The sequence below is a fragment of the Winogradskyella sp. PC D3.3 genome (assembly GCF_054366245.1).
The window spans coordinates 1,930,759-1,942,944 of the sequence record NZ_CM135962.1 but is presented as its reverse complement, the minus strand read 5'-3'; the positions used below and the strand labels follow the sequence as shown (position 1 = coordinate 1,942,944).

General features: G+C 32.1%; 15 protein-coding genes. 5 read left to right on the top strand and 10 right to left on the bottom strand.

What is annotated here, in order from left to right; translation table 11 throughout:
• Nucleotides 1–1,074: a branched-chain amino acid aminotransferase gene (locus tag ACXGSQ_RS08390; RefSeq protein WP_458629159.1), complete on the bottom strand. Its 1,074-nt coding sequence runs from the start codon at nucleotides 1,072–1,074 to the stop codon at nucleotides 1–3.
• A 115-nt stretch (nucleotides 1,075–1,189) separates the two neighbouring features.
• Here ACXGSQ_RS08390 and ACXGSQ_RS08385 point away from each other — a divergent pair, with 115 nt between their 5' ends.
• The 4 genes from ACXGSQ_RS08385 (at nucleotide 1,190) to ACXGSQ_RS08370 (ending at nucleotide 4,054) form a co-directional block, all read left to right on the top strand.
• Nucleotides 1,190–1,693, top strand: a complete 504-nt coding sequence (locus ACXGSQ_RS08385) for a DUF4920 domain-containing protein (protein ID WP_458629158.1) — start codon at nucleotides 1,190–1,192, stop codon at nucleotides 1,691–1,693.
• Nucleotides 1,671–2,129 (top strand): hypothetical protein, encoded by a 459-nt coding sequence (locus ACXGSQ_RS08380; RefSeq protein ID WP_458629157.1) that lies wholly within the window; start codon nucleotides 1,671–1,673, stop codon nucleotides 2,127–2,129. The genes ACXGSQ_RS08385 and ACXGSQ_RS08380 overlap by 23 nt, the downstream gene beginning before the upstream one ends.
• Before the next feature lie 3 nt (nucleotides 2,130–2,132).
• Nucleotides 2,133–2,831, top strand: coding sequence for a tRNA (5-methylaminomethyl-2-thiouridine)(34)-methyltransferase MnmD (mnmD, locus tag ACXGSQ_RS08375; protein WP_458629156.1), 699 nt, complete (start codon nucleotides 2,133–2,135; stop codon nucleotides 2,829–2,831).
• A gap of 293 nt (nucleotides 2,832–3,124) precedes the next feature.
• On the top strand, nucleotides 3,125–4,054 hold the full coding sequence (locus tag ACXGSQ_RS08370) for a TIGR01777 family oxidoreductase (protein WP_458629155.1): 930 nt from the start codon (nucleotides 3,125–3,127) through the stop codon (nucleotides 4,052–4,054).
• Nucleotides 4,055–4,373: 319 nt separating this feature from the next.
• On the opposite strand, the gene ACXGSQ_RS08365 is transcribed toward ACXGSQ_RS08370, so the two are convergent.
• Nucleotides 4,374–5,258: a LysR family transcriptional regulator gene (locus ACXGSQ_RS08365; protein WP_458629154.1), complete on the bottom strand. Its 885-nt coding sequence runs from the start codon at nucleotides 5,256–5,258 to the stop codon at nucleotides 4,374–4,376.
• Between the two features lie 104 nt (nucleotides 5,259–5,362).
• Here ACXGSQ_RS08365 and ACXGSQ_RS08360 point away from each other — a divergent pair, with 104 nt between their 5' ends.
• On the top strand, nucleotides 5,363–5,989 hold the full coding sequence (locus ACXGSQ_RS08360) for a LysE family translocator (protein ID WP_458629153.1): 627 nt from the start codon (nucleotides 5,363–5,365) through the stop codon (nucleotides 5,987–5,989).
• A 59-nt stretch (nucleotides 5,990–6,048) separates the two neighbouring features.
• Here ACXGSQ_RS08360 and ACXGSQ_RS08355 read toward each other — a convergent pair whose 3' ends face one another.
• From ACXGSQ_RS08355 to ACXGSQ_RS08320, 8 genes are all read right to left on the bottom strand, one after another.
• Nucleotides 6,049–6,273, bottom strand: coding sequence for a hypothetical protein (locus ACXGSQ_RS08355; protein WP_458629152.1), 225 nt, complete (start codon nucleotides 6,271–6,273; stop codon nucleotides 6,049–6,051).
• Between the two features lie 200 nt (nucleotides 6,274–6,473).
• Nucleotides 6,474–7,676 (bottom strand): retropepsin-like aspartic protease, encoded by a 1,203-nt coding sequence (locus ACXGSQ_RS08350; protein WP_458629151.1) that lies wholly within the window; start codon nucleotides 7,674–7,676, stop codon nucleotides 6,474–6,476.
• Between the two features lie 361 nt (nucleotides 7,677–8,037).
• Entirely contained in the window at nucleotides 8,038–8,778 is a 741-nt protein-coding gene (locus ACXGSQ_RS08345; RefSeq protein ID WP_458629150.1) for a class I SAM-dependent methyltransferase, read from the bottom strand.
• Nucleotides 8,779–8,849: 71 nt separating this feature from the next.
• Nucleotides 8,850–9,572 (bottom strand): tRNA-uridine aminocarboxypropyltransferase, encoded by a 723-nt coding sequence (locus tag ACXGSQ_RS08340; RefSeq protein ID WP_458629149.1) that lies wholly within the window; start codon nucleotides 9,570–9,572, stop codon nucleotides 8,850–8,852.
• A gap of 482 nt (nucleotides 9,573–10,054) precedes the next feature.
• A complete protein-coding gene (locus ACXGSQ_RS08335; RefSeq protein WP_458629148.1) occupies nucleotides 10,055–10,657 on the bottom strand; it encodes a DUF4468 domain-containing protein in 603 nt (200 codons plus the stop codon).
• 104 nt (nucleotides 10,658–10,761) lie between these two features.
• Complete coding sequence (locus tag ACXGSQ_RS08330) at nucleotides 10,762–11,295, bottom strand: hypothetical protein (RefSeq protein ID WP_458629147.1); 534 nt, start codon at nucleotides 11,293–11,295, stop codon at nucleotides 10,762–10,764.
• A gap of 284 nt (nucleotides 11,296–11,579) precedes the next feature.
• A complete protein-coding gene (locus ACXGSQ_RS08325) occupies nucleotides 11,580–11,789 on the bottom strand; it encodes a type II toxin-antitoxin system RelE/ParE family toxin (RefSeq protein ID WP_458629146.1) in 210 nt (69 codons plus the stop codon).
• Complete coding sequence (locus ACXGSQ_RS08320) at nucleotides 11,782–12,021, bottom strand: ribbon-helix-helix domain-containing protein (RefSeq protein WP_036578964.1); 240 nt, start codon at nucleotides 12,019–12,021, stop codon at nucleotides 11,782–11,784. Before ACXGSQ_RS08320 ends, ACXGSQ_RS08325 begins: the two co-directional genes overlap by 8 nt.
• Between the last annotated feature and the right edge of the window lie 165 nt (nucleotides 12,022–12,186).

The following is a 12,186-nucleotide window of genomic DNA, read 5'->3' as shown; positions in this document are numbered from 1 at the left end:
TTATTTAACCTCATATCTCCAACCATGCTTATCTTCCGCTAAATTATGTTGAATGTTTAATAAGGTTTGCTTAAATAATTTCGCATAAGAATCTTCTGCATCAACTCCAGAGATTTCAAATAATTCATCCTGGTGCTCAAATGCTGAAATTGGACTAATTACCGCCGCTGTTCCAGCTCCAAAAATTTCTTTTAAACTACCATCTTTTGCTGCATTTTTTATTTCTTCTACAGTCACTTGCCTTACTTCACAAGGAATACCTAAATCTTCAGCAAGCTGAATAACACTTTTACGCGTAACCCCATCTAAGATTCTATCGCTTGTTGGTGCTGTAATTAATTTATCATTTACTCTAAAAAACACATTCATCGTTCCTGCTTCTTCAAGAAACGTATGCGTATCGGCATCGGTCCAAACTACTTGTTGAAATCCTTTTTCTTGTGCCAAACTTGTTGGATAAAACTGTGCCGCATAATTACCAGCAGCTTTTGCAGCTCCAACTCCGCCATTTGCAGAACGGCTATAATGATCAGCTATTAATACACGTACAGCTGAATTATAATAGGATTTTGCTGGTGAGCAGATAATCATAAAACGATACGAATTTGCTGGCGACGCAGAAATAGCGGGTTCTGTTGCAATAACAAACGGACGTAAATACAATGAATTCCCAACTCCTGGTTTAATCCAATCACTATCTAATTTCAATAAGGTTTCCAAACCTTCAAAAAAGAAATTTTCAGGAAATGCCGGCATTGCTAAACGGCCCGATGATTTATTAATTCTCTCAAAATTTTGTTTAGGCCTAAAAAGAAAAACCTTTCCTTGGTCATCCTTATAAGCTTTCATTCCTTCAAAAACGGCCTGACCGTAATGAAACACACGAGCCGATGGCTCAAAACTCATCGCTTGATAAGGCATTATTTTTGGATTTTGCCATTTTCCATCCGCATAATCACAAACAAACATGTGATCTGTAAACACACGACCAAAGTCCAAATTGTTAAAATCTACAGTATTGATTTTAGAAGTGTCTGATTTTTCAACATTAATATTATCTGTATGAATAGCCATAATTATTGCGATTTTACAACAAAAATACATAATCGGCATCGTTAAAAAAAGGTAATATTCACTTAAATTGTTTAATTTCGCTATTCAATAATAATTCAATTCAAAATCCATAATAATGAAAAAAGTGTTCCTATTTGTAGCGGTATGTTTGGCTACTTTATCTTGTAAAAACGAAACTAAAACTACTGATACTGAGGCTTCAGAAGCAAAACCAGAAGTTACTTATGCTTCTTTTGGAAAAGAAATAAATGACAAGGACGCTTTAACAGCAGAACGGATACTAGAACAATATAAAAGCTTAAAAATCGGTGATACCCTTAATTCTAAAATAAAAGGAAAAATCATTGAAGTTTGTTCTAAAAAAGGATGTTGGATGACACTAGATATTGAGGGCGACAATGACGTTATGGTAAAGTTTAAAGATTACGGTTTCTTTATGCCATTAAATGCTGAAGGTGATGTTGTAATCAATGGTAAAGCGTTTGTCTCTGAAACTTCTGTAGACGAATTAAGACACTACGCTGAAGATGCTGGTAAATCTAAAGAAGAAATTGCTGCAATTACAGATCCTAAATTTCAATATCATTTTGAAGCTGATGGCGTTTTACTTAAAGAATAAACATTACGCCGTACTAGCTTTAGCTCTTTTATTGTTTTTCAACTGTAAAAATGAAGAAAAAGTTATTGAAGCACCTGTAAAAAAGAAGCTTGTGTACGATATGTACCAACCTTCTGAAATGGCGGGTTTTATGAATGCAATGTATGCGTACAACCAGCAGTTAAAAGCACAAATTATTGCAGGAGAGACACCAACGTCAATGCCTTTAGATTTAATAAAATTGCATTCAGCCGAAATGAGTAAGGGTAAATCTAGAACTCAAAATTGGCAAAGCTTTGTAAACGTCTTTATTGAATCGCAAGAAGCCATTGTAGATACACTTTCAAATGAAGAATTAAAAGTGCGTTACAATGTCGCAATCAACAACTGTCTAAGCTGTCATAAAACGGAATGCACAGGACCAATTCCAAAGATTAAAAAACTACTGATTCAATAATATTTGAAACGAAATATAATTACCACATCAGATGGTTCTAAAACCATACAAATAGAAGAATGGAACGAGCAGTACCATTCCATTCATGGTGCCATACAAGAAGCAAATCACGTGTTTATGAAACATGGATTGCAGTATTATCACGACACCCTTTTACCTGGTACATCTAACGCATCAACCAATCCAATATCCATTTTAGAAATTGGTTTTGGCACAGGTCTCAACGCTTTTTTAACTTTAGTTAAAGCTGAAAAATTAAAATTAGACATCAATTATGTTGGAATAGAAGCTTATCCTGTTCAACTTGAAGAAATTAAACAACTCAATTATATTGAACTTATTTCTAATGAACATGAAGCTGTTTTTGAAAAATTGCATGACACTCCATGGGAAGCACCACATGCTATCACACCTTATTTTGAATTAGAAAAACAACAGAAATTCTTTGAGGCTATAGAAAACCAAAATGAATTTAATCTTATTTATTTTGATGCTTTTGGTGCGCGTGTTCAACCCAATTTATGGACGGAAACTATTTTTAAAATCATGTACAAAGCACTAAAGCCTAATGGCGTTTTAGTTACCTATTCTGCAAAAGGAAGCGTCAGACGTGCTATGCAAGCCGTTGGTTTTATAGTAGAACGACTACCTGGACCTCCAGGTAAACGTGAAATGTTACGCGCTCAAAAAAAGAGCTTATAACATTCTATGCACTGAGCCAAATGCTTTAAAAGCTAAAGTAGCAATCCTTAATTAACCTCGCTTTGAATGAAATTTCTTTTCTAGTTTTTTTTTTATAGAAGAGATTATTCTATAAAACCACCAAGGTTTGCGATACAATGTGCGCATACTTTACAAATCACTCAAACTGACATTTGTAAAAAACACATCACCACGACTTTAAAAAGCACCTGAATAACAAGCTCAAACGTTAAATCATATCTAAATCTCATGCGCACACTTTTCCCCTTTTGTATCTTTACACAAAAAGAAAAATGACCGTTTTAATAACAGGCGCAACAGGATTAATTGGACAGGAAATTGTAAAACAATGTCATGATAAAGGAATTGATGTACATTACTTAACCACATCAAAATCGAAACTGAACACCGACACAAATTATAAAGGTTTTTATTGGAACCCCAAGACCAAGGAAATTGACCACAACTGTTTTAATGGCGTTACAGCCATTATAAATATGGTTGGCGCATCTATTTCTAAACGTTGGACCGATAGCTACAAAAAAGAAATCATAGATAGTCGCACCAAAACAGCACAGCTTTTACAAGACACGATAAAGGCACATCATTATAAAATTGAGCACGTCGTTTCGGCTAGTGCTATTGGAATTTACCCAACGAGCCTAGTTAATTACTATGAAGAATCGAATACCGAAATTTCAGAATCGTTTTTAGGAAAGGTCGTCCACCAATGGGAAACCACTGTAGATGGTTTTAAATCCTTAGGCTGTAAGGTCGCAAAAATAAGGATTGGTTTAGTTTTAGCTAAAGATGGAGGTGCCTTACCCGAAATTATAAAACCTATAAAGTATGGAGCTGGTGCAGCCTTTGGAAGTGGTAAGCAATGGCAAAGCTGGATTCATATCGAAGACTTGGCGTCACTCTTTGTATTTGCAGTACAACATCATTTTGAAGGCATCTATAATGGTGTTGCACCAAATGCGGTAACGCATAAAGAATTAACTAAAGCGACCGCTAAAGTTTTACATCGACCATTATTATTACCAAACATTCCCAAGTTTCTTATGAAACTCATTTTAGGAGACATGCATATTTTATTATTTGAAAGTCAACGTGTCAGTTCTAAAAAAGTAGAAACTGAAGGTTTTAATTTTAAATACGCAAATTTAAGACCAGCCTTGAAAGATTTGTTAGCACAAGAACCTATGACGTTAATTGAATAATTACACCAACTAGTCCCATCATCAAACATAACGGTGAAAATAAATTGGTGTCTAACTTTCCAAATTTAGACGCTTTAACGCATTTAAAAAAACCATATATTTGAATTCCCCTATTGCTCGTAAAATAAAGATTGCAGGAATTATCCAAGCTGGATAAATCATAATTAAATTAATTGGAAGTGAGTACTCCATAAGCTTTTCAACCTTCTTCGACTCCGATTTCAATCCACTCCTCAATACCTTTTTTAGTAGTTCTAAAATTTCAATAGTTATTTTCTCTTTTGTCTATAAGGTGAATCATCTGATTTAAATTAAATAGTTATGGGATATAAGTTTCACCGAGAACTTCTGAATAGTTCACAATGCGTTTCACAATTTTATTAGGATCATTTCTACGCCAGTTCATATACAAATCGACTTTCTCTGCAAGTTCAATAAAACGAACATTTTTATAGTTGGCAAACTTGAATGAATATGGTAAAATAGAAATTCCTAAATCTTTTGCCACAAGGTTTAATATCACATTCCCAAAATCAGATTCAATCGTTGTTTTTGGATTAAAACCACTCGTATTAAAAATACCACGTAATAATGATGAAAAATAGGTCTTGTTCTCCAGTGGAGAAATGATAAAATTTTCATTTTGAACCATTGTTAAATCTGTAAAATTTTCTTCAGTGACCCAATGATTTATGGGCACAACTAAACAAACAGATTCTGAATACAGCCGTTTGGAAACTATCGTAGGGTTTAAGATTTCATCACGACTTAAAGCAATATCAATATGATAATTTAGAAGTAAGGATTCATGATTGACATCATTTGGTTCTGTTAATTCTATTTTCAAATCGGGCATTTCTGTGGTTAGAATAGTCATCAGACGTGGTAAAAACCCGAATGATATCGAACCAGGATATGCAATTGAAATCGTGCCCAAAGTACCAATATCAATTTTTTGTGCTTGCTTATAAATTCTGTCTAATTCGTTAATAGAAGTCGTCCAATTATCTTGAAGAAATTTACCAGCAGCTGTCAATTTTACGTTCCGCTTATCTCTTTCAAAAAGTTGAAACCCTAATTCATCTTCTAAGGATTGAATTTGCCGACTTAATGTTGATTGCGATATAGACACCTTCTCTGCGGTTTTCCAAAAGTGAAGTGCATTAGCAAGTTCTAAAAAATATTTGATTTGTTGAATCGTCATCTTTAATGCGGTTTTTGCATTAATAAGGTAAAAATATGTATTTTTCAATGGTCATCAAAGTATTTCCTTTGCCAAAACATATTGTTTTAAACTAACGTAATAGCATGATGGGAATAGAAAATTTTATCTCTTTTATTTTTACAGCCATAATATTTATTATGATACCTGGTATGGACACGGTTTTTGTCTTAAACAAATCCATTAGTCAAGGACGAAAATCGGGAATTTACGCCTCGTTAGGCATTAATTCTGGTGCATTAGCTCATGTTTTTTTTGCTGCCATTGGTTTATCTGTGTTACTAGCAAAATCCGCTTATGCCTTTACGTTTATTAAATATTTAGGAGCACTTTATTTATTATATATTGGTATTTTAAGTCTTAAAAATAACAAAGCGCTTTTGAGTTCAGAACAAGATCATCCGAATCAAAACGTGCGTAAAAGTGACTTTTGGTCTGGATTCTTAACCAATCTATTAAATCCCAAAGTTGCATTATTCTTTTTGGCCTTATTTCCTCAGTTTATAAGTCCGAATGCGATTAATGATCCGATTCCTTTCCTGATTTTAGGTTTGACGTTTGCAGTTATTGGTGTTATATGGTATATCACCTTAACGTTATTTGCTGGGATTTTTTCAGAGAAGTTTAAGGCCAATCCCAAGTCTAGCATTTACTTGAATAAAATTTCAGGATTAATTTTTATAGGAATGGCGATAGCCATTGTATTGACTTAAATGGACGATTTTTTTTAATTCAAAATGTTTAGGTTACTTAGACAAAATCGTTTTAAGACTTACTCTATAATCTCGTAATCAACATCTAGTTTTCGCAAGGCTCTTAATGCAGAACCCGAGTTTTTATCATCAATCTCAATATCTACAGCATCCCCGTCTAATAATATTTCGGTAAGCTCATGAGATAAGGAGGCATTACCATTAATAGCAATCTCAGTGATGCAATTGGCTATGGCTCTTTTATCAGGTCTTTGCGCATCACAGGATAGTAAGTTTAGTTTCATGAGCTGTTATTTATTGTTTTTTTTTTAAAGGTCACATAGTATATCCCTATAATTATTCGCTTTTGTATCAAAATTTAGTTATAGATGTTTCTCGTGCTCAGCGAAGTTAGTAAAAGAAAACTAACCAGAGACACCTACAGAAAACCACTTTAGATTTAATTCTAAAGTGGTTTATATAAAGTGATTTTAATACAAACTTATTAAAGCAATTCAGTTTTTAATAAATCGAATGTCAATTCTTCTCCTTCTCTTAAAATCGTAATGGATAATGCTTCTGTTCTTTGCTCAAAACTATCACTATAAATACTGCAATACTCTTCCTCTACAATGTTGGCATAATTGGTATCATTTACACGCAATATGATATCATCTTGCATTAAAACCTTAGACGCACTAGATGTTTCTACAATGGCATTTACGTAAACATTGTCTTCTTTATAAAACATAGAGAACCCATAGGTATTATAAGTATCGTTACCTGCTTTAGTAATTTCTATCAGGCTCATTTTTTTCTTATTCCAGTTTAAGATCACTCTATAATTTTTAAAGAATGCTAAACCTAAGTTATTACCTGAACCACTTTTTACCGTTGTAAACAAATTATTGACTGTATGATTCCCAATTTTTAATTCATTAACCATGGTATGGTAAAACGCTTTCTCTTCAGTACGGCCAAATCCACCAAACCCTTTTTGAGTCCCTTTTACATATTTTGTTATGAGATTGGCATCCCTTTGTTTTACAAAATAGTCTCCGCGTAATAGATTAGTGCCACTATTTCCTAAATCTATAGTATTGTTTAATACTTTTTGTCCGTTAATTTTCAAGGTCACAGCTGGTATGCCTGCAGTTCCGATATACATTTTAGTATCTATAGTTTCTGTTGGAATGTCTAATTGACTTTCGTCACTAGCTATTGTGATGGTTTGATTCTGAAAATCGAAATCCCAAACCGCTTTTCGCATTAAGTTAGAACCAATAAGTCCATGAATTTTTGTACAGCTTATTTCTGTTATCTTATTAAGATCTGCAATACCTGTAATTGTATTTTGAAAATCGACGTTACCTATTTTAACGTTATCAAGTCTTGAATATTCGGTTGAATTTTTAGTAGCATTGATATCTTTTATTTCTTCAGCACCAAGCACTTTTAAATTCAGTTCTTCTGCAAATTCTGTGGTTACAAAATTAGAAGCGCCTGAGTCTAAAATAAAATTATAAGCCTTATCTCTTATTTCTACTTCTAAAACCATCCAACCATTAACGTATGTAAAAGGAATGGTGGTTTTAAAGTTTTCTTGAGCAACTTGGCCTTGTTTTAAAACGTTGTCAATGTTTGAAGTTGCACAACTAGATAGTGTTAGTAAAATAATGAGCGAATAGAATAATTGATTTAATTTCATGGTTAGCGTTTTTTGATTGATTGATGAATAGAATAAACAATGGTTTATCCCTTTATAATACTAGACGCTAATTTTATTGTTATGGTTGCCTGAGTGGTTTTAAATTCTCATAATTAAATTGAATTGAGGACTGGAGCTTAATAATATTTAAAGATTTAATCACTAAATATCAAGCACTTAAACAACATGAAGTTTAATTGATTTTTTTTTAGACTTTTTTTGGACTTCCTATTATATAACCACTAAACTTTGTGATGACCTTACTTAATGCCTTTAGTTGATCATCGAAATTTATTTGAAAGCGTCCATCTTTCCTCTAAACACAAAAGTAATAAGACCTTTTAAAGTACCTTTTAAAACCTTATTTATCTATATTTCCTATTCTTAAAAGGATGGGAAACGTGACTTCTTTAATTTCATTATCCTTCCAATGTTCTTTTAATTTAATTTCTAATACTTCAACCGGATTGCTTTTATGCTGGTCTATATAATGTTTCACAGAAGACCATGTGTTTAAATAGCCAATTAAGTGTTTAAGTTCCCATTTTTTAGTATTGATAAAAGGCGTGGTTTTGATTTCTTCAAAAGGAAATGGAATCGTTTCGTAATTTTGGTCTATATACTTACGTTCGTCATCCCAATACTTGCCAATTATATTGGTATAAAAGTCATATATAATAGGATCTATAGTCTTAGAAATTTTAATATTTCCGTAGCCAACCACACAAAGTTTAGCATTAGGTTTTGCTACACGTTTTACCTCCGTATAAAATGCATTAAAATCAAACCAATGTATGGCTTGTGCTACAATAACTAAATCAAAGGTGTTGTCTGCAAAATTAGTATGTTCGGCAGGTTGAACACTATAATTAATATTATCTGCTTTAAAAGCATTGTCTAATTGAGATTGACTAATATCTGTGCCATATACATGCTTAAATACTTTTGATAATTGGTAAGCAATTTGACCATTTCCGGTACCACAATCCCAAGCATTTAATTTTATTGGCAACAAAGCATATAAATACGCAAAAAACGCATTAGGATATGTAGGACGATACTTAGCATAGCCTTCTGAATTTGACGAAAAATTATCTTTCATAAATTAGGTATGGATTATTTAAATTTAGTCATTTTCTTAGAATTACTCACCAATAATCACAAAAAAGCCAGTTAACGTTCTACTTCAAAAATAGTATTTCTTTCCGTTTTATACATGTCCTTAACAGCAAGGGTATTGATTGCTGTAGAATAGTCATTTTTATGCTTTGGATTGAGCAGATAGTCTAATTGATGCGCTATCATTTTTTCAAAAGGCACAAGGAAACCTGATGTGTCGCAATGTTCAACGTCGCCTTCTTTAAGTAAGTTTAAAACGGTATAAACAGACTCAATGGTACTTAAACAAAGCGATTCTGGTTGCTGTTTGATAATAAATTTTGATTTAATGGCATTATCAAAACTCACCCGTTTTAGGCTTTGCAAGTTTTGACTTAATTTTAGCATTTTACGCGCACAAGGCCATGTCCCATCTAAAATGAAAAGATGTGGATGATTCCCCATAAATACATTCACTTCTGAACTTTTCCTTACCGACAAGTTGAAATTATCTTTTCCTGGATACAATAAAAAAGAACTATTGTTTTCATTAGACAGAATCTCATTAACGCGCTTATTATTGGTAAAATCGACACCCACTATAATTTCCGAATTTTCGAGTTGAAGCTTCGTCATCTGTCCCGTTCCATTTTTTTCTTTCTTGTACTCTTTTGGGTGCATCAAAATAATAAAACGCGTCTTAGTCTGTAACGGATGTATGTGTTTACAAATACAGGTGCTTTTAGGACTCATGCATTTGTAACAGGTTAGTCTTGGGGGTTTTGTTTTTGGTTGCAATGTTGGGTATTTCTTTGTTTTTCTGAAACGGGTTTGTATATGATTAGTGGTGTGTTTAAGTAACTAATTTAGCAATTAAAAACCGAATAGAAAATACGTTAGGACTTTCATAAATAGGCTATAACTAGTAATTAATTTTATACGGTGTTGTGCCCAGTTATTTTAAACGATAGATTGTCTTATTTTTTTCTCCTATTTTTTCTGAAATAGAAGTTATTAATTTTAAAATAGAAGATGTTATTTCGTAAGGTGGTTTCATTCGTGATACTATCATTTGATACTATCATTTGATACTATCATTTGATACTATCAAAGATACAAATCATTTAATCTGAATTATCTTATGAAACGTGATTTTTTAATTGGGTACAACGTTTAAGTTGCGTGTTTGTGTGCGAGGATTTTCCGAAGGAAAATCAGTAGCTAGCAAACAAGCAACTAACTTTGGTTTAGCTAAAACTAGCATTTTTTTTTATACGGTGTTACCCACTGGTTTTTTTCTTTGTCAAACTTTGTTTTAAGTCAGCAATTAGTTTTTCGGATTGCTCAATTATTGAATTCGATAAACTTTCATTCATTTTTCGAGCGTATTTTTTTCCGCTTTTAACTACGTTCATATTATCAAAATGATTTTCTAATACAACTTCAGATGTTGTTCCTTGAGAATTTGAACTTACTTTGAAATCTGAAATTGTAATTCTCACTTTATTTTCTTTAAATTCAGTTGATATTGTATAAAGAATTGTATAGGTTATTGGAATATTTGAAACGTTCATATTAGCAGGGAAACTACCATTGTCGTAAAGCTCTTTTTCTGGAATGTCAATAAAGAATTCTTTGTCAGAATGTTTTTTTGTCAGAAATAATTTTGTCGAGTTATACAATTCTTTGGCGGTCAAACTGTCCAATTCATAAATTTCTGTAAATCCGTATTTGTCAGTTTCCTCAATTTTTGGGATTTTTATTCCGTCATCTTTTTGTCCGAAAGTCAAATTAAAAACGAAAAGTAGAAATATTAATGTTATAGTTTTTTCATAGTCAACTTTTGGGTAACGTTGTTGTATATGGTTTGTTGCGTGTTTCAAACAATTAATTTAGTAAATAATTACCGACCAAGAAAGTCCACGAGGACTTTCGTAAGTTGGCTAGAACTAGCAATAAATTATATACGGTGTTGTGCATAGTTTTTTTAATTTATCTTTAATATTTTTCCGTTTTTAGGTGTTTTCAAAAGACTTTTAACTACAACAATTTCTACAATAGTCATTAATAATAAAATTCCGAGGGTTTTTAGCGATAACCCGATTGTTACTATTAAAAATATTCCAATTCCGATTGTGGCTAATAATGAAAATATAATCGGTTTGTTTTTGTCAAAAAAAGATAAGTCGGTTAGTTTAGAGTTTTTGAAAATTGCTAAAAGATGATTTTTGAAATCATTATAATCAGCTTTTTTAATATCAATTTTTATCGATTTCTCTTTTTTTCCGTCATCATCTGTCAGATAATTTAAGATGAAATTGAAATTATCTTCGTCAAACATTATATTCTCAAAATCAGAAAATTTATAAAATTTAGTTTTTCCAAATAGTTTCTTTTCTTCAATCGCTTTATCAATTGAGATTTCACTTTCATCAATTTTTGAAATCCATATAGAGTCTTTGTTTAAAATCAAAAATTCACTTAAATTATTTACTTTATTTATTTTCCAATATTTAATCATTTTCTTGAGTTCAGAGTTCGTTTTTCAAATTATGCACAACTCGTTATATAGTAACCTTTCGTGTTTGTATATGGTTTGTTGCGTGGTTTAAGCAACTAATTTAGTAATAATTACCGACCAAGAAAGTCCGCGAGGACTTTCATAAGTAGGCGAGAAGCCAGCAATAAATTATATACGGTGTTGGCAACAGTTTTTATTATTCAGATTACAATATGTCGTTTAAATCTTGTCTTCCTACAATTGCCATTATTTCAACAACGTCGTTATTTATTTTATAGTAAATACTATCTATTCCGCAAACACATCTTCTGTAGTCTTTTTTTTATATAATCAACTGACTCGAATGAAAAAGGCCGTTGGGAAATAATTTCAAAATATTCAAAGAATGATTCAAAATATTTATCCGCTTGAGTCATTCCAAATTTTTTAACTCCATAGTGATGAATTCGGATTAAGTCATTTTTAGCTTCATTACTTAATCGATATTTAGCCATTCAGTAAAGTTTTTGATTGAGCTAAAATTTCATTTTTTGATTCGCTTGTAAATCCGCTATTTTCAGCTTTTTCCAATTTAGTTCGAACCCAATCAATTTCGACTTGTTGTTTTCGAGCTTGCCTAATTAAATCGTTTACTAATTCGCTTTTGCTTGAATACTCTTTTCCATTGACTTGGGCTTTCAGCCATTCGTCGTTAGGTTCTGTAAATGATATACTTTGTCTTGACATAATATAATTGTTTGGTGTAAATATACATCAATTACGAATCGCTTCCAAATTGTGGGTAACTCGCTATATAGTAACCTTTACTACTAATATCACGCAAAATTTCGGGATAAGCGTACTTACAGAGTTATTTCACTTCGTAAAGCTAACCAAAACAATCCAAAAATC

Excerpts from the sequence above, each read along its gene's own strand:
- ACXGSQ_RS08390 (WP_458629159.1), bottom strand. The coding sequence starts at position 1,074 with ATGGCTATTCATACAGATAATATTAATGTTGAAAAATCAGACACTTCT.
- ACXGSQ_RS08380 (WP_458629157.1), top strand. The coding sequence starts at position 1,671 with ATGGCGTTTTACTTAAAGAATAAACATTACGCCGTACTAGCTTTAGCT.
- ACXGSQ_RS08365 (WP_458629154.1), bottom strand. The coding sequence starts at position 5,258 with ATGACGATTCAACAAATCAAATATTTTTTAGAACTTGCTAATGCACTT.
- ACXGSQ_RS08370 (WP_458629155.1), top strand. The coding sequence starts at position 3,125 with ATGACCGTTTTAATAACAGGCGCAACAGGATTAATTGGACAGGAAATT.
- ACXGSQ_RS08320 (WP_036578964.1), bottom strand. The coding sequence starts at position 12,021 with ATGTCAAGACAAAGTATATCATTTACAGAACCTAACGACGAATGGCTG.
- ACXGSQ_RS08345 (WP_458629150.1), bottom strand. The coding sequence starts at position 8,778 with ATGAAAGATAATTTTTCGTCAAATTCAGAAGGCTATGCTAAGTATCGT.
- ACXGSQ_RS08385 (WP_458629158.1), top strand. The coding sequence starts at position 1,190 with ATGAAAAAAGTGTTCCTATTTGTAGCGGTATGTTTGGCTACTTTATCT.
- ACXGSQ_RS08330 (WP_458629147.1), bottom strand. The coding sequence starts at position 11,295 with ATGATTAAATATTGGAAAATAAATAAAGTAAATAATTTAAGTGAATTT.
- ACXGSQ_RS08350 (WP_458629151.1), bottom strand. The coding sequence starts at position 7,676 with ATGAAATTAAATCAATTATTCTATTCGCTCATTATTTTACTAACACTA.
- ACXGSQ_RS08355 (WP_458629152.1), bottom strand. The coding sequence starts at position 6,273 with ATGAAACTAAACTTACTATCCTGTGATGCGCAAAGACCTGATAAAAGA.
- ACXGSQ_RS08325 (WP_458629146.1), bottom strand. The coding sequence starts at position 11,789 with ATGGCTAAATATCGATTAAGTAATGAAGCTAAAAATGACTTAATCCGA.
- ACXGSQ_RS08360 (WP_458629153.1), top strand. The coding sequence starts at position 5,363 with ATGATGGGAATAGAAAATTTTATCTCTTTTATTTTTACAGCCATAATA.